Origin of the sequence: Companilactobacillus kedongensis, assembly GCF_003946625.1 — a bacterium.
Taxonomy (GTDB): Bacteria; Bacillota; Bacilli; order Lactobacillales; family Lactobacillaceae; genus Companilactobacillus; species Companilactobacillus kedongensis.
The window spans coordinates 50515-75958 of record NZ_RHOR01000006.1 but is presented as its reverse complement, the minus strand read 5'-3'; the positions used below and the strand labels follow the sequence as shown (position 1 = coordinate 75958).

Genomic DNA, 25444 nt, shown 5'->3' with positions numbered 1-25444 from the left:
AGTTCTTTTTTAACGTCCAATTTTGATGGTATCAACGTCATCGTATTTCATACGTTGTTTCAAAGCTTCAATGATTTTCACACCGCTGCTAGTACCGATACGATCAGCTCCGGCTGAGATCATAGCTAAAAAGTCGTCAGAATTTCTGATTCCACCAGCTGCCTTTACTAAAACATCGCTACCAACAACTGATTTCATTAATTTAACATCTTCAGTCTTTGCACCACTAGGTCCAAAACCGGTTGATGTTTTGATAAAATCAGGTTTCACTTCTTTGGCAATTTCAGCAACTTTAGTTATTTCCTCATTAGTTAAATAAGTATTTTCAAAAATGACTTTGATCAAGACAGAATTTTCATGGCAAAGGTTGACCATCTCTGACATCTCTTTTTCAATGTAGGCATAATTTTTATTCTTTAATTCCGTAATATTGATAACATAGTCAATTTCGTTAGCGCCATTTCTTATAGCGTTTTTAGTATCAAATAATTTAGATTCAATCGTGGTTTGTCCCAATGGGAAACTGATAGCAGCACCGATATCAATATCAGTGTCCTTTAATTCTTTATAGCAAATCTTCGATTGAACTTGATTTATCGCTACCATTTTAAAATGGTATTCCTTCGCTTCATCGCAAAGTTTTATCATATCTTCATTTGATGCATAGGCGTGTAAATTTGTATGGTCGATCATTCGTGCAAGTTTATCTAATGTATATTCCTTTATAATCATGATTTCCTCCAGTAAAACGTTTACATAGCCTTTTAATTATAAAAAAAACACCAGTTAAAAAGCAACTGATGTTTTAAACTAAACAAGGTTTTCCATAAAGATATCCCTGTTGAATATATATGCCGAATTTTTCGGCTAATGTTTGGTCTGATTTATCTTCGACACCTTCGAGGATCATATTCAGACAGTATTTTTTAGCTTGATTAACCCAAAATGATAAACATTCAGGTATTTTTTCGGCATTACCGGACATGCGAAGGTTTTGCATTGCAAACTTGATTTGATCAACATAAGGTAATAGATGTTTGATATTAATATAAGTATTTGAACCAGTACCAACATCGTCAAGGACTAAGTCAATGCCATATTGATGTAACATTGTACTCATATCTTTAATCTCGGGCAAAGTGGGTGCCTCAGTCAGTTCAATTGTTAAGGCGGCAGGATTGATCCGTTTTTTCAACGTAATAATAGCGCCGATCGTAAGTGGGTCATTAGCCTGTTTATTGTTTAAATTGAAGGCTAAAACTTTGTCTTTTGCAGCTGTTTCTAAGGCTTTAGCTGTTTTTTCGATCAAGCAAGTTTGTTCGTCGATCGGGATTTCAGTGAAATCGCTAGGAATTGTCCAATCTCCATTTTTATCTTGCTTGCGAAGTAAAACTTCATATCCGAAAATAGAGTTATCTTTCTGATTTACTTGTGGTTGAACGAAAAATCGATACGTATAATCCACTCCTTTCTCGTTTCTGTGGTCTATCCCACTAAGTATACTTTAATTTATAATAAAATGAATGCCAACTTTTAAAAATTATAACGCCTAAATAACGGTTAAATACTTGCACGTGTCCTTAGGTCATAGTGTAAAAAGTAATCAAGGAGGTGAAGTTTATGTCATATACAACTGGAGAACTGGCTCAATTAGCAAAAATTTCAGTCAGGACGATACAATATTACGATAAGAAAAACATTTTGAATCCTTCTGCCAGAACAGAAGGCGGTCGTCGTCTTTACACGGATCACGATTTAAAGAAATTAAAATTGATTCTCTTGTTAAAAAGTATGGGATTATCTTTAGATTCAATTCGACAGATTTTAATAAAGACTAATTCTAGCAAAATTTTAACACTATTGTTAGATGAACAAGCGAAAAAAATTAAAAATGAATTGAACGAAGCACGTAAGCAAATTAAAACGATTGAAAATATTAAAAACAGTCTGCCGGATCTGGATAATTTCCCTATAAATTCAATCGATGACATAGACTACATTATGGATAATAAAAAATCTTTGAGAAATTTACACTTTAAAATTATTGGCGGAGGGCTGGTTATGGACGCAATTGAGGTCGGTACTTTAGTGGCATCGATCATGACAGGTAATTGGCTCTGGTTTGGATTGGGTATTTTATTGGCAATCGTTGCTGCAGCATTTCTGAGTAAGATATATTTTCAAGGGACTAATTATATTTGTCCCAACTGTAATGCTGAATTTAAGCCCACTTTTAAGCAGGCCTTCTTTGCAAAGCATACGTTAAAGACTAGGAAACTCACTTGTCCAAATTGTGGTAAGAAGGACTTCTGTGTGGAAGTTTATGACCAAAAAAAATCAGGATCGATTATTTAATGTAATCGATCCTGATTTTTTACCTGTACCAAGTCATATGATTTGAATTTAATTCAAGTGAATCACCATCTAAGGTGTATGAAGCTGTCCAGCCTGGGCCAGATTTACCATCCTCATAGTATGTGATCGATACTTGGTCACCATGCCATGAATTAACTTTATAAGATCCAGTTTTATCATCCAAACTGTATGTACCGTCATCATAGAAACTGACAGTAGAAGTATCGTTGGTCCATGAACCTAAGAATGTTACATCATCATCTGAAGGTTCGTAATAGTCATCGTCGTCATCATCACTTTCCGAATAGGTAGGGCGATTTGAAGACGATGGTCTTCTTTGAGTAGTGGATGAAGTTGTACTTTCGTTATTATCGTCGTCGTCAGATTCGACAAGTTCGTTTATAACATATTCATCAGTTTCACCGGCAATGGGAACAGTCACTTGTTTAGTTTTCTTACCGCTGACAGAGACTTTATATAAACCTGGAAGATGTTTTTCTAAGTTATATTCACTGTCATCATTTTTAGCGGAAACTGTACTGCCATCGATCTTAAACGAAGGATTATCGATGTTTGTTTCGATTTCGATCGAACGACTGGTGATGGCAACTTTATATTTTGGAAATAGTCCTAAATACTTTCCGGTTTGAGTAACTTTAAAATTGGTCGATCGACTATCCTTTAAAATTGATTCTTTAACTTGATCACTGGCTGAGCTATCTTTAACGTAAAGATTACTCAAGGGCTTTAGATCAGTTTCGGAAATAGCTTGTCCATCTTCAGTAACTGCAGCAGATGCCATTTTAGAAGTAACACCACTGGTCATATTATCGGCCAAGGTTTGAGTTTGACGACCTTTGCTGTAGAACCAACTTCCGCCAAAGTAGGCGGCGGACAAGACAATAATAACTAGAATAATAGGTACAAGTGGGGACTTCTTTTTCTTACCACTGTTATTAGGTATGGAATTCTGTGTTTGTGCTGGTTGAGTTGGTTGTGGTTGTTGAACGTTATTTTGTTCAGCTTGTTTTGTTAGCGATTTATGATATGGTCTTAAATCATGTCCACAGTTCTGACAAAAATCATCATTTTTAGACACTGGTTTGCCACAATTTGGGCAAAACTCTTTATCATCGTTCATAAGTTCCCTCCCGAGTTAATTGTTTATTTAAAAGTTCGGCAATTTTATCATGTCCTAATTGATTAGGATGAAAATTATCTCTGGTGAGGTAATCTGAAAAATCACTGATAGTTTTACCAGCCGGACCCGTTACGTTATCGTTATGCTCCCAAATGGTAGATAGATCGACAACGGGAAGATTCTTCTGCTTAGCAATTTTATAGACGACTTGATCAAATTGTTTGTCAGCTTCAACATTCTTACCGTCTTTAGGTGACCAAGATGTCATCAAGATAATTTGAGCATGTGTTTTCTGTTGAAGTGTATCGACAATCTGATTCATCGAAGTTTCGTAACTATTTAGAGCTGTTGCAGTAGCGCCGCCGGCGGCATCGTTTGTTCCGAATTCAACTGTAACAATATCGGGATCTTGACTGACAATATTATTTACTTGATAGACGCCAAAATTTGAAGCAGTTTTACCAACTACTGACATACCCTTTTCTGATACGTCTTTGCCAGTGGCTTTTTTAATATCATCAGTAAATAAAGTAGTGAATCGAGAAGCTTTACTATCGGCAAATAGTCCTACCGAAAGTGAATCTCCCAAAGGTGAGTAGACTAATTGTTTTTTAGACGACTTTTTTAATTTATCAGCAACAGTTGTGATATTTGATACCTTCTTTTTCTTCTTCGAAGAATTAGTAGTTTTCTTTTTTACAGAAGTTTCTGACTGTTTTTCTCTTTGATTGCCGCAGGCACTGAGAAAACTGGCTCCTGAAGCTAGCAGTAATAATAAGAGAAAAAAGGTTAAGATATTTCTTTTTTTCATATTATTACGCTCTCTTTTGAAACTTTCCCAGACGGACTAAAGAAGTTAAGACCAAAATAATTGAAGCGGCGAGGCCAAGGTAAAATCCTGACCCAAGAAATGTGGCAATAATTGCATAATCAGAATCGCCGTTTTTAATTTTGAAATAAATAAACAGATAAATTATTGCTGGAACAGTTCCTGAGATGAGTTGCGCAGGAATTTCGTAGTTTTTGATGAACCTTGAAATTATAGCTAAAATAACGCAAAAGACAATTACATAAATACCCCATTTTAATTCTGACAATCCTTTGATAACATCTGCCATATCCGCAGTTTTGTCATCTTTGTAATAAGCAGCTAAAATACTTGATGCTTTTGATGTTAATGTACCAAGTTTGAATAGTGAGATGTTACCATTGTTGAACATATCATTAAGTTGACTGACGATGCCAGAGGTGAAAATACTGGAATCAGCCATTTTGAAAATATCAGATAAATCGATAACTGGTAATTTGAAAATAGCGATTATGTTCGTTCCGTAGGCTAGTGTTTCTAGTAGCCAAAACTTGTTTTCGCTTTGATTCTTTAGTGGAACGATCCCCGCTAAAGTTTTATTAAATTCAGTTTCAACGTTAGTTTTACCGTTTTTTGAATATAAATAAAGAATAGCTAGTATTCCTACGATAAAAATGATAGTACCAATATCGGTGTTGTAGCAGTAGATCAACGCCGAAGCTAAAATAAAAATGAATACCATTGATTGGTTATTGTTTAAAAATTTCAGAATCGGACTTGTCACTGATTTTGGCTTAGATGATTGTTCCTGAACCGGTTTAGTTTCTGCGACGATAGTTTCCGATGCAGGGATATCTTGGCTGGTTTCCACTTTTGAGGCCGAAACTGTTTCATCAACTTTGACGTTGCTTAAGTCAAAGCCGCATTTGTTGCAAAATTTTTGTTCCCCCGTAATGTTTGCACCACAATTCGGACATTTCATATAAATTTCCCCCTATAATAATAACTACAAATATCGTATCAGAGTTTAGTTTAAAGTTTAAGAAAAAATCCAATTTTCAGGACATTTTTATATTTCTGAAATGAACAACTATCATTGAATTTGTTTCAGGAATAATATACGATTAACTAGTGTGAAACAAGTGTTTCACGAGTGGAGGATTTAAATGAAACCGGAAGAATTTTATCAAGCACTATCACAAAGAGGAATTGAATTAAGTAGTGAGCAAAAGGAACAATTTCAAATTTATTTTCACGAATTAGTGGAAACTAATAAAGTAATGAATTTGACGACGATAACTGAAGAATCACAAGTATATTTAAAACACTTTTATGATTCCTTAGTTCTCGGATTCGTGGATGAAAGAATTTTGACTGACGAATTGTCACTTTGTGATATTGGTTCAGGAGCTGGATTCCCATCGATCCCACTAAAAATCGTTAATCCTAAGTTGAAAATAACGATGGTGGATTCATTGAATAAACGTATCAAGTTCTTGAACGATTTGTCTGGTAAATTAAATTTAACAGGGATCAATTTGGTACACGGTCGTGCTGAAGAACTTGGTAAGAACAAACTTTATCGTGAAAACTATGATATCGTGACGGCTCGGGCTGTGGCAGCAATGAACGTTTTGACAGAATTGTGTTTGCCATTTGCTAAAGTCGGTGGGGAATTTATTGCGATGAAGTCTGAAAAAGCTCCAGAAGAATTAAGTGAAGCTACTTATGCTATTAAAATCCTTGGCGGTAAAGTTGGAGATCAAAAATCATTTGAACTACCAAATAATGAGGGTGTCAGAAACTTTATCTTTGTTGATAAAACTAAACCAACACCTAAGAAATATCCTAGAAAGCCTGGAACTCCAGGTAGAAAACCACTCGTTGGATAATCATTAATTCTAAATGTTTCCTATTAAATGATAGAATTAATAAACGTTAACAATCTTTTAGAGATTGGAGAATAGGGGAATAAAATGGCACGAAAAATATCCGTTGCAAACCAAAAGGGTGGTGTAGGCAAAACAACAACTACTATCAACCTTGGTGCATGTTTGGCTGATCTTGGCCAAAAGGTTTTAATAATTGATACCGATCCTCAAGGTAATGCTACTAGTGGTCTAGGTATCAAAAAGGCCCATGTCGAAAAAGATATTTATGACGTTTTGGTCAATGAATATCCTTTAGCTAAAACGATCATTCATTCTAAACATCCAAACCTAGATATTGTGCCAGCTACAATTCAACTTGCTGGTGCAGAGATGGAACTTACGACCATGATGGCACGTGAAACTAGATTGAGATCAGGGATCGAAGAAGTTGATGATCAATATGATATTATCTTGATCGACTGTCCGCCTTCATTGGGTCAGCTTTCAACTAATGCCTTTACAGCTAGCGATTCGATCATTATTCCAGTTCAAAGTGAGTACTATGCTTTGGAAGGATTGAGTCAATTATTGAATACGATCCGTCTAGTTCAAAAACACTTTAATAATAATCTTGCTATCGAAGGAGTTTTGCTGACAATGTTGGATGCTAGAACTAATTTGGGTGCTCAAGTTGTTGGTGAGGTTAAATCTTACTTTGGTGATCGTGTTTATAAAGCAATCGTACCTAGAAATACTAGATTAGCTGAAGCACCTAGTTATGGCCTGCCAATTGTTGATTTTGATGATAAATCACGTGGGGCAGAGGCATACCGAGCACTAGCTGAGGAGGTGTTAAAACGTAATGGCATCAAGCAAAAATAAAAAAGGCCTTGGTAAAGGTATCGATGCGATTTTTTCTGAATTTGAAGCAATTGATGAGAACAGTGAAACAGTTGTAGATCTTTCATTAGAAGATATCCGTCCAAATCCTTATCAACCTAGAAAAACTTTTGATGAACATGCTTTAAATGAATTAGCTCGATCAATTGAACAAAATGGAGTTTTTCAACCGATTATTGTTCGTGAGAGTGTTAATGGATTTGAGATCATTGCTGGTGAACGCCGTTTCAGAGCAAGTAAAATTGCTAAGCAAACTACGATTCCTGCAATTATTCGTCCATTAAGCGAATCAGGAATGATGGAGATCGCCGTTTTGGAAAATCTCCAAAGAGAAGATCTAACACCTCTTGAAGAAGCGGATGCTTATCAAACTTTGATTTCAAAGCTTAATTTAACTCAAGAACAAGTTTCTCAGAGATTAGGTAAAAGTCGTCCTTATATAGCTAACTACTTGAGACTATTGAACTTGCCCCCAGCAACTAAAAAATTAGTGCAAGATGGTGAATTGTCAATGGGTCAAGCTAGAACGCTATTGAGTTTAAAGGATAAAGATCAAATTGATAAATTAGCTAAAAAGGCTGTCAGTGAAGACTTAACAGTCCGTCAATTGGAGCAATTAGCTACTGAAACAAAACATGATAGAAATAAAAAGAAGAGAAATACTCCAGCTAAATCACCATATATTAAAGCTACTGAAGAAAAATTAGTTGAAAAGTTTGATACCCAGGTGGCTGTTAAAGAAAGTCGCAAGGGCAGTGGTAAACTAGAAATTGATTTTTCTAATACCAAAGATTTAAACAGAATCCTGGACTTATTAGGAATTAAGTTAGATTAGAGGAGACAGTATGTATAATTTAGGCGACGTTATAACGATGAAAAAGCCTCATGCTTGTGGGGAAAATCGTTGGGAAGTCATTCGTATGGGTGCAGATATCAAAGTGAAATGTCTAGGTTGCGGACATATCGTAATGATTCCACGCGGTGAATTCAAAACTAAATTTAAGAAGGTCATGACTCAAGCAGATCAAGTTGATCCTTCAAAAGAACAGTTTTATTTGAAACAAACACAGATTGCACAACCAAATATCAATAGAAATGAGGAATTTTAACAATGGCTCTTACTGCCGGAATCGTCGGTTTACCAAATGTTGGAAAGTCGACATTATTTAATGCCATCACAAAAGCGGGTGCGGAGATGGCTAATTATCCATTCGCTACTATCGATCCTAACGTGGGAATGGTTGAAGTACCTGACAAACGTTTAGCAAGAATTGATGAAGTAATTCCTGCCAAAAAAATTATTCACACAACTTTTGAATTTACAGATATTGCCGGAATCGTTAAAGGTGCCAGCAAAGGTGAGGGACTTGGAAACAAGTTTCTAGAAAATATTCGCCAAGTTGATGCTATCGTGCATGTTGTTCGTGCTTTTGATGACGACAATATTACTAGTGTTACTGGTAAAGTTGATCCACTAGAAGATATCGAAACTATCAACATGGAGTTAAGTATTGCTGACCTTGACAGTGTTAACAAACGGTACACAAAGGTCGAGAAACAAGCTAGAAGTAAAGATAAAGAAGCCATTGCTGAATTTGAAGTACTTAAAAAGATCAAACCAGTTCTTGAAGAAGGCGGTTCAGTTCGTGAAATCGACTTTAATGAAGAAGAACAACCAATCGTTAAGGGATTATTCCTATTAACTTCAAAACCAGTTTTGTATGTAGCTAATATTGCTGAAGACGACATGGCTGATCCCGAAGGTTCTAAATACTTTAAGATTATTGAAGACTTTGCTAAAAAAGAACATGCCGAAGTTATCGGTGTCTCTGCTAAAACTGAAGAAGAAATTGCTGAACTTGATGATGATGACAGAAGAGACTTCCTTGAAGCCGAAGGTGTTAGCGAGTCAGGTCTTGATAAGTTGATCAAAGCTAGTTATAAACTATTAGGTTTGAGAACATTCTTCACTGCTGGTGGTAAAGAGACCCGTGCCTGGACTTTCCATAAGGGTATGAAAGCACCACAAGTTGCCGGTATTATTCACTCTGACTTTGAACGTGGATTCATTCGAGCAGAAGTAATGTCCTTTAAGGATCTTGACGAATGTGGTACAAGTGCAGCTGTTAAAGAAGCTGGTAAGTTAAGACTTGAAGGTAAAGATTATGAAGTACAAGACGGGGATATTATTGAGTTCCGCTTTAATGTCTAGCCAGGGGGAGAATCAATGTCAGACGAAATAAGAAACAAGAATCAAAAGGCAGCTGCTAAACAGAAAGAAAAAGTTGCTAAAAAAGAAAAGCACGAATTAACTAAAGAAAAAATTCAAAATGCTAATGTTGAAGATTTGCGCAAGCAATTGTCTAATAAAAATGAAGAATATGTTTTTAAATTAAACAAGAACTTGATCGAGGGTGGATTTACAGAAGATGAAGCCAAAGAATCAGTTGATAATTTGATCAAAGAAATCATCGAAAATCAGATCAAAGGTATTCCAGCCAATCAATTGTATGGACCAGTTACCAAAAAAGCTGGTGACATTGCGCATCCAGTTAAGCCAAAGAAAAAGACCCCATTCTGGGCTTTAGGAATTGATACATCACTATTGTTCCTATCAATGTTTGGTCTGCTTTATGGGGTAGTTGCTTTAACTAATAAGAAACAACCAACAAATCAAACTGGTATTATTACATTATTGATCCTGTCAGTCTTATGGGGTTACTTATTAACATGGTTCAACATGCAAATGAGAAAGCCAAAGAACGAAAGACCGGGCTGGCTTATTACTATCGGTTATTTAGTGGCAGGACTTGCTTTAATGATGGTCTTCTTAGGAGTAGCACAGGCCATTCCAGCTACTATCAATCCTTCATTATCCGGAATAGGTTACTTGATCGTTGCCGCTGTAGCATTTGGTGGTAGATTCTTGTATCGTAGATTCATGGATATTCGTGAAAGAAGCTTCTTCTAGCTAGCACATCAAACCTTTTGTGCTAGAATAGAGGCGATCGGATGTATGAATTACAGAAAGAACAGGCGTCAACGCTAGCTATAAATAGTTAACGCCAACTAGTATGACTTACATACCGCTACCTATTTTCCTTCTATATAACTCATATTAAGGTCTTGTATAAGACACAAACATATGGAGGTATTAGATATGAAAAAATTAGATAAAGCTGAAAAGAAAAGATTAAGTAAATTGGCTGCATCAAAGGTCAATAGTAAAGGTGCTGACATTAAGAAGTCATCATTCAGAGAATGGATGTCAGAAGCTGAACACTAGAAAGTTAAATTTAAAAAATTAAATAGGGGCTGCACCACACTTAATACAAAGTGTGATACAGCTCCTATTTTTTATAGAAAATTAAATTCAGTTCTGGAGACGGATATTCATCACTATTTAACTCTGAAAAATTGAATTATGCCGTAAAGAGCATAGCCGCCACAGAAGATCTTGAGTATTTCTGTGATCCAGAGAACTTTAGTTCCAGATAAATTAGTATTAGTTTGAGTCTCCCATTGAACAAATGCTAAGATGGCCAGTGAGAAAACTATTATTAAGATAAAGCGAATTCTTTTTTTTAGATAATTCATTTAGGATTCCTTTGCTTTTCTAAGTTAGTAATACACTAACATAATATTGTATAATACTACCATATTGTAAATTTGCACTGTGAGGTTTAACTTATGAAAATTTTAGTCGTTGACGATGATAAAGAAATTGTAGAGTTACTTAGTATCTACATTAAAAATGAAGGTTATGAACCAGTGACGGCTTATTCAGGACAAGAGGCATTGGATGCTTTGAGAGATCATAGCGATATTGCTTTGATGATTTTAGATATCATGATGCCAGAAATTGATGGGATCGAAGTTGTCAAAAGGGTCCGCAAGGGTTCACAAATTCCGATCATTATTGTATCCGCTAAAACGACTGATATGGATAAGATCCAAGGCCTGATAACAGGTGCCGATGATTATGTAACTAAACCGTTTAATCCGCTAGAAATTATGGCTAGAATTCGTTCACTACTTCGTCGCAGTCAACAACTGTCAGCCAAAAATGTTCCAGATAAACTAGAGATCGGTCCGATTACGATCTATAAAGATTCCCATGAAGTTGTAACATCATCAGGTAGCAAAGTACAACTAACTGCTCTTGAATTTGGTGTCTTGTATCTATTGGCAAGTCACCCTAACAAAGTATTTTCAGCAAATGAGATCTTTGAACGAGTTTGGAAACAAGAGAGTGTAGTCTCTGCCAAAACAGTTATGGTGCACGTTAGTCATTTACGTGACAAATTAGAAGAAGCAACAGACGGTGAAAAAGTTATCGAAACCGTTTGGGGTGTCGGCTATAAGGTGGAGGTTTAGTCCTTGAATAAGAAAATTAAATTGAGCTCAAAAGAAAAAGGTGTCCTCCTAGCAGAAGGAATAGGCACCTTTCTTTTATTTCAAATAGTAAATATTATTCTGATCGTAATGTCAGAATTGTTTTATAATCATCAAAATTTTAGCGATATCAACAGTGTTATCGCCGTTTTAAAATCAGATTTAACTCATTCAACTTTTTGGGGGATCTGGTTCTTTTTGGCCGTGGTGATCTTGATCGAATTGGCCGTTTCAGTAAATGTAGCGGTCAAATCCTACCAACAATATGAAGTTAATAAGGTAGAAAAACAGTTAGAGATAATTGCTGCAGGTAAGTTGGATCAAAGAATTGATTTTAAAGTAAATAAAAAGCTCCAAGGTGTAGTTAATAGCATTAACTTATTAATATCTAATACTGATGAGCATATTGAAGAACAGAAACGATCTGAAAAGAGTAAAGACGAGCTTATCACTAATGTTAGTCACGATATCAGAACACCTTTGACTTCAATTATTGGTTATTTGGGCTTGATTGAAAGTCAAAATTATCAAGATATCGAGCAGATTTTGAAATATACTCATGTAGCTTACAAAAAATCGTTAGAAATGCAAAATTTAGTAAATTCACTTTTTGAGTATGCCAATGTTCAACACGCTACTAGTAAGTTGAATGCAACTCATTTTGATATGGTACAGATGTTGGAACAGTTGTCCGCAGATTTTGAGTTAGAAGCTAAAAAACGTAATATCAAGATCAATGTAGTTTCTGAACCAAAAAAAATCATGATGAATGGTGATACTGAAAAGCTCGGCCGAACTTTCAATAATTTGATCACCAATGCTTTTAAATACGGTGCCGGTGCTACAGATCTATATTTAGAAGCTAAACAGGAGAAATCAGGAGTCGTTGTAACGATAGCTAATAACGGTCGTCAGATTCCAAAAAAATCCTTGCCTAATTTATTCGATCGATTTTATCGAGTAGAAGATTCACGATCCAAAAAAACCGGTGGTACAGGATTAGGATTGGCCATCGCCAAGAGCATGATCGAGATGCACGGCGGTACCATTACAGCAGCTTCAGACGAGAAATTGACATCGTTTACGATTCATTTTCCATTAACTAGTGAGGAATAAGTATGAACAAATTTTTTAAAAGGTTCTTAATAGTTCTATCAGTTTTAATTTTAATGTTTCCAATTATCAACTTGAGCCCTGCCCAAGCAGCAAATGAACCAGAAGTTAATGCCATCGCCGCAATGGCGTTTGATGCTAATACAGGTCAAGTGATCTATTCCAAAGATACAAATAAAAAAGTGGCGATTGGTTCTATTACCAAAATAATTACCCTTTATTTGGTTACCCAAGCTATAAAAGATGGGAAGATCAAAGAATCAGATCAACTAACACCGACTCCTGAACAGTCTGAAATGACGCAAGATGATGAATTGACGAATGTTCGTTTAGACATGGATAAAGCTTATACAGTTAAGGATCTTTATGATGCCGCATGGATAGTATCATCTAATTCAGCTGCTATGATGTTGGCCCAAAAAGTTTCTGGTGATCAAACTAGTTTTATTAAGTTGATGCGCAAAACTTTGAAGAGTTGGGGTATTAAAGATGCTGAGATCAATAACGTTTCAGGACTAAATAATAGTGACCTCAAAGAAGGAATGTATCTCGGCAATAGTGATGCTGAAAATAAGCTTTCAGTAAACGACATTGCAATCATCACTAAGCATATTTTGAATAAATATCCTGAGATTCTAAAGACTACGTCTCAACAAAGATTGGTCTTCCCAGAAGGCAGTGAAACCAAGACTTATCCTTCATTAAATCTACTTCTGGACGGAGCTCGTGATTATCAAGCAGGTTATGAATTTGATGGACTAAAGACAGGTACAACTAAGCAAGCAGGGGATTCGTTTGTTGGAACCTTACCGATGGGAAATAGTCGTATTGTTACGATTGTGATGAATGCCGGTGGGGATGACAATGATCAAGATAAACGTTTCCGTAGTACACAAACATTGACTAAGTATGTCAAAGATAATTTTATCAATAAGAGAGTTCTATCTAAGGATCAAATGTTCACAGATGGAAATAAGAAATATAAAAATAAAAGTGATGTGTATATGTGGCTTCCAAGGGATTTCAATGAGAATTCATTAAGCTATAATGTATCTAAGACTGATTTGGGATTTAAGGCTAAGACGGATAAAAAGACAGTTAAAATGATTGCTACTAATGTACCGGGCGGTTACTTGCCTTATCCTAAAGAACAAGTTGTAATTAAGAAAATCAAAAAAGTTCAAAAATCATTTTGGCATCAGATCACGGAATTTTTTGAGAATTTATTTTAGAAACATTTATTTGAGGAGAATAGAATGAGTTTAAGAATAGATAAAGCTATTAATTTATTAAAAGAACATAATTTATTAGTTTCTAGTCAAGTTGCTGATGATCAAGAGATCGTTAAAAATATTAGTTACAATTCTAAAGAAGATCAGACTGATAGTATTTTCTTCTGTAAGGGAAATAATTTTAAAGCCGAGTATCTACAACAAGCCGTTGCCAAGGGTGTAAAAATCTATGTTGCTGAAAAAGAATTCGACAAAGAAACTGACCATTTGATCGTTAATGACATTCAAAAATCGTTAGCTTTGCTCAGTGCCGCATACTTTGGTAATCCCGAAAACGATTTATTCATTATTGCTTTTACAGGAACTAAAGGAAAGACTACGACATCATACTTTACTTACGATATGTTAAGACGTGCCTTCCCAGACCAAGTAGCACTCTTTTCAACAGTTGATAGAATCGTTGGACCAAAGCCAGAAGATAAATTCAAATCTGACTTAACAACGCCAGAATCATTAGATCTATTCAGAGATATGCATCGTGCTGTCCAAAATGGTGCTAAGTATTTAGTTATGGAAGTTTCTTCGCAAGCATATAAGAAGAATCGTGTTTACGGATTGACATTTGATATTGGTGGATTTTTGAATATTACACCTGATCATATCGGTGAAAATGAGCATCCAACTTTTGCAGACTATCTATATTGCAAGAAGCAATTGCTGATCAATTCTAAGGTCAATATTATTAATCGCCAGACTAACGAATTTGAAACAGTTCACGCTGCTGCCAAAGAAACTAGTTCAGATGATCAAATCTATTTATTTGGTCGTAAAGATGCCGATGTAAATATCACAAGTAAAGAAACTACTTTAAGTGATAGTATTTTTGAATTATCCGCAACTGATAAAAAAGCAGAGTCGTTAGATTTAGCTGGTGAATACAAATTAGGTCTAGTCGGTGACTTTAACGAATTGAATGCTGCAGCAGCAATTATTGCAGCTAGAGTTGCTAAAGTTGACCGCAAAGATATCGTTGAAGGTCTAAGAAGTGCCAGAGTTCCAGGTCGAATGGAACATATCAATACAAAGAGCCACGGAACAATATTCGTGGATTATGCTCATAATTATGCTAGTATGAAAGCTCTATTAGGATTTCTACGCGAGGAGTATCCTAAATCAAAACTTAAGGTAGTTGTAGGTAGTCCCGGTAATAAGGGAGTATCACGTCGTGAGGGATTTGCTAAAGCTTTGACAGAATCTGCTGATGTTGCCATTTTGACAACTGATGATCCAGCTTTTGAAGATCCAGCGGATATTTGTCGTCAAATTGATGAAAAGATCGACCATTCTAAAGTTGACGTAACGACAATTATTGACCGTCCCAGTGCTATTCGTGAGATGATTGAACACAGTAGCGGAGATGACATTGTTGTTTTAGCAGCTAAAGGAGATGATCCATACCAAAAGATCAAAGGTGTGGACGTACCTTACCCAACTGACACTGTAATTGCCAAAGGTATTTTAAAAGATATCGAGGGAGAATAATATGAAGAAGTTCTTTACAATTATTGGTGGCATGGGAACTCTCGCTACAGAGAGCTATATCCATTTATTGAATCAAAGAACCGAAGCTAAGAAGGATCAGGATTATTTGGATTACATTATCGTAAATCATGCGACTGTTCCTGATCGGACTGCTCATATCTTAGATAACAGCAAACCAAGCTTTTTGCCACCATTAAAAGAAGATATTGAGCAACAAAGCAAACTTGATCCAGAATTTATGGTGATCATTTGTAATACGGCTCATTATTACTACAAAGAATTGCAAGCAGCTACTAAGGTGCCTTTGATCCATATGCCACACATGGCTGTTTCAGTTATGAAAAAGAAATATCCACATGCTCGTGTTGGCTTGATTGCTACCAAGGGAACGATTGCTGATCATATCTACGAAGATGAGATCAAAGCGGCCGGATTCGATTATTCATTAGGAGATCAGACAGTTCAAGATAAAGTTGAAAGCTTGATCTATGATGATATTAAAGAAAAGGGCGTTATGAACGCAGCTAAATATCATAATATTTTGAAGACGATGCACGATAAATTTCATTGTGATGTGATCGTCTTGGGATGTACGGAATTATCGTATGCACAAGAAAAAGCACCAGATCACGTCTATGATGTGATCGATGCTCAAAGTATCATCGTTGATAAATCGATTGAATATTCTCGAAAGATCCGTAATGGTGAAAAAATCGATTTTAATAAGATTTATTAATGTTTCTTGTGAATTATTGAAAAAAAAACTGCCCCTTAGATACAATATACCTAACAGGGAGGTACCCACTATGTTTAAAAAACTATCACTAGCAGCTACAGTACTTGCAGCTGTTACACTTGCTGGTTGTTCTAGTCAACAGTCCAGTGGTACATCAGACTCAAATACAAAATCTGAAAAAACAAGTTCTGCACCTAAAAAGGCTACTAAGAAGGCTGCCGTTAGAAGCAGTGCACCAGCAACTAATAACAACACATCAAATTCTGAAAAAGAAAATGATGATGCTAGTTCACAAGCATCAGGTAATAATAGCAAAACAACCACGGGTTCAGGTTCAACAACAACTAATGGTACCAACAGCGACAATAACACCACTAATAATAGTGGTCAGTCGACTCAATCAAACAGTCAAAGTTCTGTAAATATTACAACAGCTGATCAAGCAGTTTCATATCTTGGAAATGCCTTGTCAGCATCTTATGATCGTTCAACGACACAATATGTTTCAAATGGTAAAGTAACTTGGAACAATGTTGAAGGTTATCAAGTAAATGTTTATAGTAAGGATTCTGATTCACCTTTAGGTAGCTATTTAGTACCTGCTAATGGACAATATTTCCAAATTTGGTAGGGATAGATTTGCTATAATTTAAATAATCAGATAATATGCATAGGGCATAGTATGTCCTCAAATGTTAGAGGCCTGAACTTTGTTCAGGTCTCTATTACTTTTTAATGGAAAGGGAAAATTCAGTGATTGAAGCAAAAAATCTAGAGAAAAGATTCGGTAAGCAATTAGTTTTTAAAGATGTAAATTTCAAGATAAATGATGGCGAATTTATCAGTCTAGTTGGTCATAATGGCTCTGGTAAAACAACATTAGTAAAAATTTTGATGGGACTAGAGAAAAAAAGCGGTGGAGATATTCTGATCGATAAAAAACAGACGATCGGGTATGTGCCACAATTTCGTAATATCGACTTAGATTATCCTTTGGATATTGAACAATTTGTTCGTTTAAATCTTAAATGGAAACTTAGTCCAGAAAAACGTCGTAAGGATAACGAATTGGTGAATGAAATTCTGGAAAAGACACATTTAACAGAATTGAAGAATCGTCCTTTAGGTTTAGCCTCTGGCGGTGAAAAACAAAAGGCTTATCTGGCTCAATCACTTTTGAATGATCCTAAAGTTTTGATTCTTGATGAATCAACTGCCAGTTTAGATGTTGAAGTAAAGATGCAATTGATGGATCTAGTTCAAGAATTAAATAAGCGATTTAAATTAACAGTTATTTTTATTACACATGATTATGAATTATCGAAGAAATATACTAAGCGGGCCTTGTTCTTTGAAAATAAGACGATCAAACCGATCAGTATTAACGATGTATCAGAAGACATGTTTGAGTTAGGTGGTAGATAAGATGTTTGGGTATGAATTTATGAGGGAGGCTTTTATTGCTAGTACCTTTATTGCGATAACAGCCGGAATAGTTGGAGTCTTTGTAGTTTCAAGAAATATGTCATTCTTATCGCATACTCTTTCAGAAATCGGTTTTGCAGGAGCCTCGTTTGGAGTCCTGATTGGCATTTCGCCATTAGCTGGGATGATTTTATTCACTATGGTCAGTTCGGTGGCTGTAGGTAGTTTAAGTGCCGAATCATCAAGACGTGAAGCCTCGATCAGTACCATATCGTCGTTATTCATTGGTTTGGGGATCTTATTCTTATCATTATCGTCACAATCCAGCAGTTATGCGACAAATATCCTCTTTGGTAGCATTGTTGGTATCAGTGCTAAAGAAGTGCAGCAGTTAATGATCTTAGCAATCGTAGTTATTGTCATTATTTTGGTATTTTATAAATCATTAGCTTTTGATTCATTTGATCATATTGGTGCACGTGCTGCCGGTCTTAAAACAAGATTCTTATCAGTTGCCTTTTTGATCACGTTGGCACTCAGTGTCAGCATTGGATCACAAATCGTCGGTTCAATGTTAGTTTTCGTATTGCTAACTCTACCTGGCGCAACGGCCAGATATTTGGTACACTCAGTTCCAAAGTTAATTATGGTATCAGTCGGTTTATCTCTAGCAGGTGTCTGGTTAGGATTATATTTAGCCTTTGTCACTAATTGGCCTGTCACATTCTTCATCTCATCATTTGAAGTTATCGTTTACTTCATGGGATTGAGCTATAAGAATTGGAAATTAAACCACTAGGAGAACTGGAAGTTAATATGGAAGAATTATGGAATAAATATAAAGATACAATACCTTATCTGTTTTTTGGAGTTCTAACAACTTTGGTAAACATCGTTGGTTTTTGGTTCTTCAATTACATTGTTGGTATGAATTATCAAATTGCCAATGTGATAGCCTATTTCGTATCAGTGGTATTCGCTTATGTGACTAATAAATTGTGGGTCTTTGATTCACATACTGATACAACCAAAGCCTTTTTACTGGAAATGGGTTCATTCTTCTTATTCCGTGGTGGATCATGGGTAATCGACCAGGGAACAATGATGATAGGTGTTTCGCTGTTGCATATGAATGATTTGATCGTTAAGTTTATCGCTAATGTGGTAGTTGTAATTTTGAATTACATTTTTAGTAAGTTCATTATTTTTAGAAAAAAAGAAAAATTAGATGGGAAATAAACTTCCCAAGTGTAACCGTACTGTTTCGTCAGTACGGTTTTTTTGTATATTGAAATAAGGAATATATAAGAATAATATTATAAATATCAAATAGGGGGAATTTTTATGAATAAAAGGGGAATTTTTTTAACTGCGATAATTGCACTTTTATTGGTTGTTGCTGGTTGTTCTAGTCAGAGTAAACGGACTAAGACCAGTTCCAACGTTAAAGTCGAGACTAAGATGTATAACAAGCTGTCAAATGGTGATCGTGATCATGTTAAATTTGATTTTAAGCGTTATGACGGAACTATTAAGGGACAAAATCAGATAAACTTAACGATCGACAACCAGTCGAATAAGAATGTTAAGTTTGATTTGGAAGATATTGTGTTGTTAGGATCAGATAGTTTGAAATCTGATAAATCAGGAATGAAGACCGTTAAGACTAATAGCAAGGTTACTATCAAAGGAATCTTTAAAGATATAGATGATGATATTTTTAGTGATCCAGGATTGTTCTGTTATAAAAATGATAGTTTCAAGTTAGCTTATCTCGATGGTAAGAGTTCAAAATCAGACAACTTATCAGATCCAGAGTTGAAGAAAGAATATCGTCATTTTGTGGAACATAAAGATGATGTAACTACTAATTCCGAAAGTTCTACTGTTGATGATAGTAGTGATTCTAGCAACGATTCAAATAATGGCTCTACTACGGACAATAATACGACCGATACTAATAGTTCTGATGATACTAATGATTCTAAGGGTGGAAATGTTATCAATAGTGAACAGGAAGCAGAGGACTTAGTTAAGTCTCAAAATCCTTCAATGCCGGATGATCACAGTGACTATTACTTTTCATACAATTACGGTATGTATGATACAAGCAGGGGTAAAGCATATTGGGTAACGTATGTTAAGGATGTAGCACCAGGCCTTCCAGCAGGCTGGACTTGGTGGACGGTTTATCCAGATGGAACTGTTTTGGACGGACAGCCGAGTGAAAATTAGAATAAAATGATTTTTTAAATATTACAAAAGTTTTCAGCTTATAGAGAAATTCAATAAATTAAAAGACGACCAGATGGTCGTCTTTTTTAGTATCTTTATATCTTCGTTATACCGCCGAAAAAAATAAGCCTTTCGGCTTATCTTAGTAAATATCCGTTCCACGAATATCTTTAAGTACTTTCATTGATCCATCTTTATAAGCTAAGAAGCCATAGACGATAATACCGATAACAGCACAAATCGATAGAATTATCGTAGCTCCAACTTTAGTATCACTATTGATAACTTTAACTAATAAGAAATCTGCTCCATAGACAACTATCAACATGACAATTGAATCGAAAACTATTTTTAATAGTTTGATGCCGAGGACCTTATCGACGATATTGTATTGCTTATTGATGATCCTAAAGGCAAAGTGTCCCATGATCATGAAGGCAACAGTTGTTGCCACCACTGGACCGAATGCTCCCATATAAATCGTTAATGGATACTGCAGGACTACTTTTATCAGGTAGGCCAATGCCAAGTAAATCATGGAAGTCTTGGTGCGGCCATCAACTTGAAGAACATTTTCCAAAATCATGAAGACACAATAGAAGAATGCTTCCGCACAAGATACGATCAAGATTTGCGTACCAAGTTTGCTGGTGCCATAAAAGACTGTCCAAAGCTGACTACCGATACCGATCATCCCAAAGGCTGCCGGTAGGATAATGAAGACTGTAAATTGAACGATATTTCGTAATAATTTTTGAATATCAGTTTTCTTAGCTTTACGACTAATTAGAGCTGACAATGCAGGAATAATTGTTGCTGAAACGGAAATCGCTAGAGAAACTAAAACCATGATCAACTTGTTGGCCTGGAATCCAAACATGGCATATAGGTTGTCGACGGTTCTTTGACTAGCATGGATCACATTTTGATAGATCCAGACAAAGCTAGTCTGATCGAATAGCTGCAAAACAGTCATGATCGTATCGACTAGTAAGAAAGGAATGGCTGATTTTAACATCGAGCCAAAGTTAACCTTGGTTAATTCACTATCAGGGACTTCTGCGGCCGTTTTGATGTCTTCAGCAGGAATAGACTTACGGACTCGGCGTCTCATCCAGATCAAGAAAATATAAGCTAGAGTGGCACCTATAAATGAGGCAAAGGTAGATTGGTTAACGGCAGCCATATAGTTACCATTTTGCAGGATCATGATCGTATATGTTGCGTAAAGCATATAGGCCACACGTGCAATTTGTTCGATAACCTGTGAAAAGGCTGAGAATGAGATGAAGGCATATCCTTGAATATATCCACGCATAATTCCTAAAGCAGGAATGATCAAAATAGCAACACTCAAGTATTTGATCGGCGTTATGACACGCATATCGCCGGCGGCAAAGATTATTGCGACATATTTAGCACCGAAGAACATAAATCCAGCTAAAACAATTCCGACTAGTGTCATGTACAGCGTATATTTTTTAAGTAATTTTTCACTCTGGTCGTATCGACCCAAGGCATTGTGTGCCGCTACTTCTTTTGAAATAGCTGACGGAATACCAGCGGTAGCGATGATCAAGAATAGATTGTAGATGTTGTAAACTTTTCCATATAGCGCATTGGCAGCACCTAAAGCAATCGGGCCGATCCAAATATTCCATGGAATAATGTAGATAACCGCTAGGATCCTTGAAAAAATCCCGCTGACAGAAATCCAAAGTGAGCTTTTAAGTAATGAATCTTTTTTCATTGAGAGTACCCATTTCTATAATCAAAATTTCTAGTAAAAGATCATTACTAGAACTAAAGCAATTAGTGCAGGTAATCCTTGTAGGAACAGGATCTTTTTGGTAACTGTTACAGCACCGTAAACGGCCACAACGATGATGTAGATCATTAAGAGAATGAGGATCGTTTTGAGAACAGCACCGGTAAAGAATAGGATAATGGCCAGGATCAATACTCCAAGCATCCCATTGTAAATACCTTGATTTGATAAAGCAACTTGAGCATTTTTTTGTTTAACGAAGTCTAAGGGCATATCAAAAGCTTCTGCTTGTTTCTCAGGTGCAACAAACATTTCTAGTATCGCGATCCCAATATGTTCAACGGCGACCAGCGCTACGATAAAAAGTGTCAATAATTCCATATTAAATATCTCCTTTAAATATAGTTAATATCTTAAACTGTTTTGATAATTGATACAATAATTGCTTGATTTTTGGATGTATACCAATTTGTGAAAAAATGTTTTTATACAAATAAAATTATGATATTCTTATCTTAGAGAAGGTTTCCTATAAATAAACTCTGCAGGGGATAATATCATGAATACTACTAAAGTATCTTTAGCGAACGCATTAATGAGTATCCTTCAAACCAAGCCATTCAATAAGATCACGGTCAAAAATGTCGTGGATGAATGTGGATTGACTAGGCAGACTTTTTATAACCATTTTGGTGATATGTACGAGTTAGTCGAATGGACATGTCTGCAGGCAATCAAGGAATCGCTCCAAGATAATTCTGATTACGATCATTGGCAAAAAGGTTTATATAAGTTAATGTTAGCAATTAAGAAAAATTCTTTATTGGTCAACAATATGCAACGATCTCAGAATCGGGATATATTGGTGAAGTATATCTACAAAATAATTAATAACTACGTAATAACTGTCGTGGAAAAACAAGCGTATGGATTAGATATAGCTCAGGACGATAAGAACTTTGTCGCACATTTTTATAGTTTGGCTTTTATGGCCATCATTGTGGAATGGATCAAAAATGGCATGAAGGCCGATCCGAAAGAAGTATCTGATAAAATTGGAACCTTGTTAAAAGGTAACTTCCGCAATGACTTACAAAAATACGTTAAATCTTAATTATTATCTCAATATTTTACACTTTAATAAATTTGTAAATTGTATAAAATACTTGGGAGATTTATTGTATAAGGGTAGGGCAGGGCAATGGAAGTGTTTCCAATCTTTTGACAAGCAAGATACGGGAAAACTTCTCATTGGGTAACACCGGCTCTAAAAACTACTTTTTCTTTTCTGATTATGGGTAGTGGTGATGGTAGTCCTATCGTTCACATCTAATATCTTACACACCATAAATTTATAATTTCATAATTTAATTCTATAAGTTCTATCGTTATACGATGGGCTACCCAAATCATATCCTGTGCCAAATAGGACCTAAGACGACGTCTTAGGTCCTATTTTTTATATATTAATAGAAACTTTCTTTTCAAATTTGCCACGTTGAATGACCTTTGACTGCCTGATACTATCCATTTCTTCGTATGTGATAGATGCATCAGTTAAAATGGCGCGCAAGACTTCTTCGAGATCCCCTAATTCCTCGACGAGATTTGCTCGTGAATTTGCGATTTTTACTTCTTTAGCCTCTTCAACTAGTTTGTCGCGTAGTGATAGTCGGTATTCGTCATTTGACAGGATATCGAATTTCGCATCTTCTTTTACTATATCTGGTATTTTGTCGCGAACCAATTTATTCATAAAAATTCCCCCTCAATTGGTGTGTGTAATGAATATTACCATTAAGTTGGGAATTCTACAAAATTGGTTAGTCCACTCGGTATTCCAAAATATCACCTGGTTGGCAATCCAATACTTCACAAATTTTAGCGAGCGTAGAAAAACGAACGGCTTTGGCCTTACCGTTCTTTAAAATTGACAAATTGGCCATGGTCAAACCAACTTCTTCCGACAATTGTGTTAGAGACATTTTCCTTTGGGCTAAAATTACATCTAAATTAATTACAATCATATGGTTAACTCGTTTTCTGTTTCAAATTTGACAACATGTTTACAGATCAGCTCTAAAACATTAGCAAAAACACCGATTGTTACTCCTAGACCAATTAGGAAAATATTTGTGATAGCTGATAATGGATTGCAGTCTGCGTTTTCAAATGTCGCAACACTAGGAATCAGTAATGCATAAATACCGGCGATAGAAAAGCCAATCAATTTGATTTTATTTAAGGAAAATAAACTGGAATTTGAGAAAGTTTTCCCATGATCAATTAAATACAGTAGTCTCCAAGCAAAGAAAATAATTGCATAGGACCCGATTGCGGAAGCATAAATTCCGATTCCAAATAAGATAATCATTAAGGGTGCTGTTTTTTCTTGGATCATAAATGATAGAACATTTGGAAACATTAGGAATGTGATCAAAGTCAAAAAGAAAAGCATGATACAGAGTGATAATCTCAAAAATATCGTCATTTTTTTCATAGTTTCCTCCTAAATAGTTAAATCATTTTCTTGCTTTATCCTGATTGCCTGACTCAAAAGTTTTTGTAACATACTGGCAAAAAGAGCAATAACTAGAGCGGCACCGGCGAGAATCATACCGATAATAACTACACCTGGAGCATCATCATTGTCTGCGAACATATAGAAAAATGGTGATTCTAGAATGTAGATCAAACAGGCTAGATAAGCGGAAATTTTAATGTTTTTAAGATTTGAAACTGATGAATGAGAAAAAGCTTCATTTTTATCTATCAAGTGTAATAATTTCAAAGCCTGCCAGAGAATTATAAAAAATAAAATAGCTGTTATATATAGGCCTATTCCAAAAGTTAAATTATAGGCCCAATTGTGCATAAGATGATTGGCGTAGGTCAAATGAGCTGGGATAACGAAAATACAGATGGCTAACATCATTAGTCCCATTATGTAGACTGCAAGTCTTAAAAAAATAGTTTCCCTTTTCATGGTTAATCTCCTTTTATTTTGAAATCATTATAGCATATATTTATCGATAAACGATAAATAATTATCGAAAGTAAATAAAAAAGCTAGGAAATTTATTTCCTAGCCGATGAATTTCAAACCGATAACGGATATGATAATTAAAAAGATAAAGAAGAATCTTTTAAAACTTTTTGATTCGTTAAAGAGCCACATATTCATGAGTGACCCACCCGCGGCACCGATCCCAGTCCAGATCGAATATCCGATCGACATAGGAATGGTCTGTAAAGATAGGTACAAAAACGTAAAACTGAAGACAAATGAGATTATCATAGCACCTAAAGCAAACTTATTTTTAGTATTTGAATAGTAACCTAACGATGTTACACCGGACATTTCACCACATCCAGCCAGTAATAAAAATATCCAATCCATTTTAGTGTGCCTGTCTTTCTTCAATATCAGTGACTCTCTTAAGCCCGATAACGCCGATTGTTAATAGGATAAGAAAACATAGCTTGGTCAGGTTAAACGCCTCGTGATAGACTAATACACCCGCTAGAACGACAAATAATGATCCTAGTCCAACGTAAACTGCATAGGTTGTTCCAGCAGGGATATTTTTGCTGGCATCGATCATTAAGTAAAAACTCAGTATCAAAATCAGGATAACGATGATTGCAGAAAGCAATGAATGATCGTGCTTCATAGCTGATACCCAAACTACTTCGAGTAAGGCGCCAATAAATATTTCAAACCAACTTTTAGTCATTTTGATCACCTCGAAGAAAAAATAGAAACTTAGTTATAGCAAAGTGTAACTGTGATTATTCTAGCACATACCCATCAAAATAAACTGCGTCAGCATCCGTCAGTAAGCGCTTACCACCAAGGTTCTCTAGACCATTTAATTGACTAGTCTACAAAAATCGACTATCATATCTTATAAATTTTACCC

General features: G+C 35.6%; 33 protein-coding genes. 19 read left to right on the top strand and 14 right to left on the bottom strand.

The genetic code is table 11. The features are described from left to right. Positions 1-9: 9 nt before the first annotated feature. Both deoC and EKM60_RS05365 read right to left on the bottom strand, forming a co-directional pair. Positions 10-732, bottom strand: a complete 723-nt coding sequence (deoC, locus tag EKM60_RS05370; RefSeq protein ID WP_125713220.1) for a deoxyribose-phosphate aldolase — start codon at positions 730-732, stop codon at positions 10-12. A gap of 73 nt (positions 733-805) precedes the next feature. After that, positions 806-1465 (bottom strand): EAL domain-containing protein, encoded by a 660-nt coding sequence (locus tag EKM60_RS05365; RefSeq protein ID WP_125713218.1) that lies wholly within the window; start codon positions 1463-1465, stop codon positions 806-808. Between the two features lie 155 nt (positions 1466-1620). On the opposite strand from EKM60_RS05365, the gene EKM60_RS05360 reads away from it, so the two are divergent. Next, positions 1621-2355: a MerR family transcriptional regulator gene (locus tag EKM60_RS05360; RefSeq protein WP_225427009.1), complete on the top strand. Its 735-nt coding sequence runs from the start codon at positions 1621-1623 to the stop codon at positions 2353-2355. A 19-nt stretch (positions 2356-2374) separates the two neighbouring features. Here the strand turns inward: EKM60_RS05360 and EKM60_RS05355 are convergent, their stop codons facing one another. From EKM60_RS05355 to EKM60_RS05345, 3 genes are read right to left on the bottom strand one after another with little or no spacing between them, the layout of a single operon-like run. Further along, positions 2375-3496: a zinc-ribbon domain-containing protein gene (locus EKM60_RS05355; RefSeq protein ID WP_125713214.1), complete on the bottom strand. Its 1122-nt coding sequence runs from the start codon at positions 3494-3496 to the stop codon at positions 2375-2377. Further along, positions 3486-4307: an SGNH/GDSL hydrolase family protein gene (locus tag EKM60_RS05350; protein ID WP_125713212.1), complete on the bottom strand. Its 822-nt coding sequence runs from the start codon at positions 4305-4307 to the stop codon at positions 3486-3488. Before EKM60_RS05350 ends, EKM60_RS05355 begins: the two co-directional genes overlap by 11 nt. A 4-nt stretch (positions 4308-4311) precedes the next feature. Continuing rightward, a complete protein-coding gene (locus EKM60_RS05345) occupies positions 4312-5286 on the bottom strand; it encodes a zinc ribbon domain-containing protein (protein ID WP_125713209.1) in 975 nt (324 codons plus the stop codon). Between the two features lie 184 nt (positions 5287-5470). Here EKM60_RS05345 and rsmG point away from each other — a divergent pair, with 184 nt between their 5' ends. The 7 genes from rsmG to EKM60_RS11290 all read left to right on the top strand — a co-directional run bounded on the left by rsmG (position 5471) and on the right by EKM60_RS11290 (position 10361). After that, a complete protein-coding gene (rsmG, locus tag EKM60_RS05340) occupies positions 5471-6196 on the top strand; it encodes a 16S rRNA (guanine(527)-N(7))-methyltransferase RsmG (RefSeq protein ID WP_125713207.1) in 726 nt (241 codons plus the stop codon). Between the two features lie 84 nt (positions 6197-6280). Continuing rightward, complete coding sequence (locus EKM60_RS05335) at positions 6281-7057, top strand: ParA family protein (protein ID WP_125713205.1); 777 nt, start codon at positions 6281-6283, stop codon at positions 7055-7057. Beyond that, entirely contained in the window at positions 7038-7910 is an 873-nt protein-coding gene (locus EKM60_RS05330; RefSeq protein ID WP_125713203.1) for a ParB/RepB/Spo0J family partition protein, read from the top strand. The genes EKM60_RS05335 and EKM60_RS05330 overlap by 20 nt, the downstream gene beginning before the upstream one ends. A gap of 10 nt (positions 7911-7920) precedes the next feature. Continuing rightward, positions 7921-8184, top strand: a complete 264-nt coding sequence (locus EKM60_RS05325) for a DUF951 domain-containing protein (RefSeq protein ID WP_125713201.1) — start codon at positions 7921-7923, stop codon at positions 8182-8184. Between the two features lie 2 nt (positions 8185-8186). Beyond that, entirely contained in the window at positions 8187-9287 is a 1101-nt protein-coding gene (ychF, locus tag EKM60_RS05320) for a redox-regulated ATPase YchF (RefSeq protein ID WP_125713199.1), read from the top strand. A gap of 15 nt (positions 9288-9302) precedes the next feature. After that, a complete protein-coding gene (locus EKM60_RS05315; protein WP_125713197.1) occupies positions 9303-10046 on the top strand; it encodes a DUF1129 domain-containing protein in 744 nt (247 codons plus the stop codon). A 189-nt stretch (positions 10047-10235) separates the two neighbouring features. Next, positions 10236-10361, top strand: a complete 126-nt coding sequence (locus EKM60_RS11290; RefSeq protein ID WP_263852825.1) for a hypothetical protein — start codon at positions 10236-10238, stop codon at positions 10359-10361. 113 nt (positions 10362-10474) lie between these two features. Here the strand turns inward: EKM60_RS11290 and EKM60_RS05310 are convergent, their stop codons facing one another. After that, a complete protein-coding gene (locus tag EKM60_RS05310; RefSeq protein WP_125713194.1) occupies positions 10475-10672 on the bottom strand; it encodes a hypothetical protein in 198 nt (65 codons plus the stop codon). A gap of 93 nt (positions 10673-10765) precedes the next feature. Between EKM60_RS05310 and EKM60_RS05305 the strand changes: the two genes are divergently transcribed. From EKM60_RS05305 to EKM60_RS05260, 10 genes are all read left to right on the top strand, one after another. Then, complete coding sequence (locus EKM60_RS05305) at positions 10766-11452, top strand: response regulator transcription factor (RefSeq protein ID WP_125713192.1); 687 nt, start codon at positions 10766-10768, stop codon at positions 11450-11452. A 3-nt stretch (positions 11453-11455) separates the two neighbouring features. Next, the gene (locus tag EKM60_RS05300) at positions 11456-12586 is read left to right on the top strand and encodes a sensor histidine kinase (RefSeq protein WP_125713190.1); all 1131 of its coding nucleotides are present in this window, start codon (positions 11456-11458) and stop codon (positions 12584-12586) included. A gap of 2 nt (positions 12587-12588) precedes the next feature. Continuing rightward, positions 12589-13815, top strand: coding sequence for a D-alanyl-D-alanine carboxypeptidase family protein (locus EKM60_RS05295; protein ID WP_125713188.1), 1227 nt, complete (start codon positions 12589-12591; stop codon positions 13813-13815). Positions 13816-13839: 24 nt separating this feature from the next. Then, the gene (locus EKM60_RS05290) at positions 13840-15357 is read left to right on the top strand and encodes a UDP-N-acetylmuramoyl-L-alanyl-D-glutamate--2,6-diaminopimelate ligase (RefSeq protein WP_125713186.1); all 1518 of its coding nucleotides are present in this window, start codon (positions 13840-13842) and stop codon (positions 15355-15357) included. 1 nt (position 15358) lies between these two features. Further along, positions 15359-16093 (top strand): aspartate/glutamate racemase family protein, encoded by a 735-nt coding sequence (locus EKM60_RS05285; RefSeq protein WP_125713184.1) that lies wholly within the window; start codon positions 15359-15361, stop codon positions 16091-16093. Positions 16094-16163: 70 nt separating this feature from the next. After that, positions 16164-16724, top strand: a complete 561-nt coding sequence (locus EKM60_RS05280; protein ID WP_125713182.1) for a hypothetical protein — start codon at positions 16164-16166, stop codon at positions 16722-16724. Between the two features lie 104 nt (positions 16725-16828). Beyond that, entirely contained in the window at positions 16829-17518 is a 690-nt protein-coding gene (locus tag EKM60_RS05275) for a metal ABC transporter ATP-binding protein (protein ID WP_164508330.1), read from the top strand. Between the two features lies 1 nt (position 17519). Next, positions 17520-18317 carry a metal ABC transporter permease gene (locus EKM60_RS05270; RefSeq protein ID WP_125713180.1) on the top strand — a complete coding sequence of 266 codons (798 nt, stop codon included), beginning with the start codon at positions 17520-17522 and terminating at the stop codon, positions 18315-18317. A gap of 17 nt (positions 18318-18334) precedes the next feature. Continuing rightward, positions 18335-18757, top strand: coding sequence for a GtrA family protein (locus EKM60_RS05265; protein WP_125713178.1), 423 nt, complete (start codon positions 18335-18337; stop codon positions 18755-18757). A gap of 105 nt (positions 18758-18862) precedes the next feature. Then, positions 18863-19753 carry a hypothetical protein gene (locus tag EKM60_RS05260; protein WP_125713176.1) on the top strand — a complete coding sequence of 297 codons (891 nt, stop codon included), beginning with the start codon at positions 18863-18865 and terminating at the stop codon, positions 19751-19753. Positions 19754-19895: 142 nt separating this feature from the next. On the opposite strand, the gene EKM60_RS05255 is transcribed toward EKM60_RS05260, so the two are convergent. Both EKM60_RS05255 and EKM60_RS05250 read right to left on the bottom strand, forming a co-directional pair. After that, positions 19896-21503, bottom strand: a complete 1608-nt coding sequence (locus EKM60_RS05255) for a putative polysaccharide biosynthesis protein (RefSeq protein WP_125713174.1) — start codon at positions 21501-21503, stop codon at positions 19896-19898. Positions 21504-21533: 30 nt separating this feature from the next. Beyond that, positions 21534-21902 (bottom strand): DUF1304 domain-containing protein, encoded by a 369-nt coding sequence (locus EKM60_RS05250; RefSeq protein WP_125713172.1) that lies wholly within the window; start codon positions 21900-21902, stop codon positions 21534-21536. A 178-nt stretch (positions 21903-22080) separates the two neighbouring features. Between EKM60_RS05250 and EKM60_RS05245 the strand changes: the two genes are divergently transcribed. Next, on the top strand, positions 22081-22635 hold the full coding sequence (locus tag EKM60_RS05245; protein ID WP_225427008.1) for a TetR/AcrR family transcriptional regulator: 555 nt from the start codon (positions 22081-22083) through the stop codon (positions 22633-22635). A gap of 345 nt (positions 22636-22980) precedes the next feature. On the opposite strand, the gene EKM60_RS05240 is transcribed toward EKM60_RS05245, so the two are convergent. The 6 genes from EKM60_RS05240 to EKM60_RS05215 all read right to left on the bottom strand — a co-directional run bounded on the left by EKM60_RS05240 (position 22981) and on the right by EKM60_RS05215 (position 25258). Further along, entirely contained in the window at positions 22981-23277 is a 297-nt protein-coding gene (locus EKM60_RS05240) for a nucleoside triphosphate pyrophosphohydrolase (protein ID WP_125713167.1), read from the bottom strand. A gap of 67 nt (positions 23278-23344) precedes the next feature. After that, positions 23345-23548 carry a helix-turn-helix domain-containing protein gene (locus EKM60_RS05235; protein WP_125713165.1) on the bottom strand — a complete coding sequence of 68 codons (204 nt, stop codon included), beginning with the start codon at positions 23546-23548 and terminating at the stop codon, positions 23345-23347. Next, complete coding sequence (locus tag EKM60_RS05230) at positions 23545-24021, bottom strand: DUF2975 domain-containing protein (RefSeq protein WP_125713163.1); 477 nt, start codon at positions 24019-24021, stop codon at positions 23545-23547. The genes EKM60_RS05235 and EKM60_RS05230 overlap by 4 nt, the downstream gene beginning before the upstream one ends. A 9-nt stretch (positions 24022-24030) precedes the next feature. Next, positions 24031-24507 (bottom strand): DUF2975 domain-containing protein, encoded by a 477-nt coding sequence (locus tag EKM60_RS05225; RefSeq protein ID WP_125713161.1) that lies wholly within the window; start codon positions 24505-24507, stop codon positions 24031-24033. A 99-nt stretch (positions 24508-24606) separates the two neighbouring features. Then, positions 24607-24921, bottom strand: a complete 315-nt coding sequence (locus EKM60_RS05220) for a DMT family transporter (protein ID WP_125713160.1) — start codon at positions 24919-24921, stop codon at positions 24607-24609. A 1-nt stretch (position 24922) separates the two neighbouring features. Continuing rightward, positions 24923-25258 carry a DMT family transporter gene (locus tag EKM60_RS05215; RefSeq protein WP_125713158.1) on the bottom strand — a complete coding sequence of 112 codons (336 nt, stop codon included), beginning with the start codon at positions 25256-25258 and terminating at the stop codon, positions 24923-24925. Positions 25259-25444: the final 186 nt, after the last annotated feature.

What these genes read in the sequence shown, in the direction of transcription:
- EKM60_RS05275 (WP_164508330.1), top strand. Translation starts at nt 16,829, where the DNA reads ATGGAAAGGGAAAATTCAGTGATTGAAGCAAAAAATCTAGAGAAAAGA.
- EKM60_RS05345 (WP_125713209.1), bottom strand. Translation starts at nt 5,286, where the DNA reads ATGAAATGTCCGAATTGTGGTGCAAACATTACGGGGGAACAAAAATTT.
- EKM60_RS05285 (WP_125713184.1), top strand. Translation starts at nt 15,359, where the DNA reads ATGAAGAAGTTCTTTACAATTATTGGTGGCATGGGAACTCTCGCTACA.
- EKM60_RS05235 (WP_125713165.1), bottom strand. Translation starts at nt 23,548, where the DNA reads ATGATTGTAATTAATTTAGATGTAATTTTAGCCCAAAGGAAAATGTCT.
- EKM60_RS05330 (WP_125713203.1), top strand. Translation starts at nt 7,038, where the DNA reads ATGGCATCAAGCAAAAATAAAAAAGGCCTTGGTAAAGGTATCGATGCG.
- EKM60_RS05245 (WP_225427008.1), top strand. Translation starts at nt 22,081, where the DNA reads ATGAATACTACTAAAGTATCTTTAGCGAACGCATTAATGAGTATCCTT.
- EKM60_RS05220 (WP_125713160.1), bottom strand. Translation starts at nt 24,921, where the DNA reads ATGGATTGGATATTTTTATTACTGGCTGGATGTGGTGAAATGTCCGGT.
- EKM60_RS05350 (WP_125713212.1), bottom strand. Translation starts at nt 4,307, where the DNA reads ATGAAAAAAAGAAATATCTTAACCTTTTTTCTCTTATTATTACTGCTA.
- EKM60_RS05355 (WP_125713214.1), bottom strand. Translation starts at nt 3,496, where the DNA reads ATGAACGATGATAAAGAGTTTTGCCCAAATTGTGGCAAACCAGTGTCT.
- EKM60_RS05230 (WP_125713163.1), bottom strand. Translation starts at nt 24,021, where the DNA reads ATGAAAAAAATGACGATATTTTTGAGATTATCACTCTGTATCATGCTT.
- EKM60_RS05295 (WP_125713188.1), top strand. Translation starts at nt 12,589, where the DNA reads ATGAACAAATTTTTTAAAAGGTTCTTAATAGTTCTATCAGTTTTAATT.
- EKM60_RS05290 (WP_125713186.1), top strand. Translation starts at nt 13,840, where the DNA reads ATGAGTTTAAGAATAGATAAAGCTATTAATTTATTAAAAGAACATAAT.
- ychF (WP_125713199.1), top strand. Translation starts at nt 8,187, where the DNA reads ATGGCTCTTACTGCCGGAATCGTCGGTTTACCAAATGTTGGAAAGTCG.
- EKM60_RS05325 (WP_125713201.1), top strand. Translation starts at nt 7,921, where the DNA reads ATGTATAATTTAGGCGACGTTATAACGATGAAAAAGCCTCATGCTTGT.
- EKM60_RS05215 (WP_125713158.1), bottom strand. Translation starts at nt 25,258, where the DNA reads ATGACTAAAAGTTGGTTTGAAATATTTATTGGCGCCTTACTCGAAGTA.
- EKM60_RS05305 (WP_125713192.1), top strand. Translation starts at nt 10,766, where the DNA reads ATGAAAATTTTAGTCGTTGACGATGATAAAGAAATTGTAGAGTTACTT.
- EKM60_RS05240 (WP_125713167.1), bottom strand. Translation starts at nt 23,277, where the DNA reads ATGAATAAATTGGTTCGCGACAAAATACCAGATATAGTAAAAGAAGAT.
- deoC (WP_125713220.1), bottom strand. Translation starts at nt 732, where the DNA reads ATGATTATAAAGGAATATACATTAGATAAACTTGCACGAATGATCGAC.
- EKM60_RS05265 (WP_125713178.1), top strand. Translation starts at nt 18,335, where the DNA reads ATGGAAGAATTATGGAATAAATATAAAGATACAATACCTTATCTGTTT.
- EKM60_RS05250 (WP_125713172.1), bottom strand. Translation starts at nt 21,902, where the DNA reads ATGGAATTATTGACACTTTTTATCGTAGCGCTGGTCGCCGTTGAACAT.
- EKM60_RS05260 (WP_125713176.1), top strand. Translation starts at nt 18,863, where the DNA reads ATGAATAAAAGGGGAATTTTTTTAACTGCGATAATTGCACTTTTATTG.
- EKM60_RS05360 (WP_225427009.1), top strand. Translation starts at nt 1,621, where the DNA reads ATGTCATATACAACTGGAGAACTGGCTCAATTAGCAAAAATTTCAGTC.
- EKM60_RS11290 (WP_263852825.1), top strand. Translation starts at nt 10,236, where the DNA reads ATGAAAAAATTAGATAAAGCTGAAAAGAAAAGATTAAGTAAATTGGCT.
- EKM60_RS05280 (WP_125713182.1), top strand. Translation starts at nt 16,164, where the DNA reads ATGTTTAAAAAACTATCACTAGCAGCTACAGTACTTGCAGCTGTTACA.
- EKM60_RS05255 (WP_125713174.1), bottom strand. Translation starts at nt 21,503, where the DNA reads ATGAAAAAAGATTCATTACTTAAAAGCTCACTTTGGATTTCTGTCAGC.
- EKM60_RS05225 (WP_125713161.1), bottom strand. Translation starts at nt 24,507, where the DNA reads ATGAAAAGGGAAACTATTTTTTTAAGACTTGCAGTCTACATAATGGGA.
- rsmG (WP_125713207.1), top strand. Translation starts at nt 5,471, where the DNA reads ATGAAACCGGAAGAATTTTATCAAGCACTATCACAAAGAGGAATTGAA.
- EKM60_RS05310 (WP_125713194.1), bottom strand. Translation starts at nt 10,672, where the DNA reads ATGAATTATCTAAAAAAAAGAATTCGCTTTATCTTAATAATAGTTTTC.
- EKM60_RS05270 (WP_125713180.1), top strand. Translation starts at nt 17,520, where the DNA reads ATGTTTGGGTATGAATTTATGAGGGAGGCTTTTATTGCTAGTACCTTT.
- EKM60_RS05315 (WP_125713197.1), top strand. Translation starts at nt 9,303, where the DNA reads ATGTCAGACGAAATAAGAAACAAGAATCAAAAGGCAGCTGCTAAACAG.
- EKM60_RS05335 (WP_125713205.1), top strand. Translation starts at nt 6,281, where the DNA reads ATGGCACGAAAAATATCCGTTGCAAACCAAAAGGGTGGTGTAGGCAAA.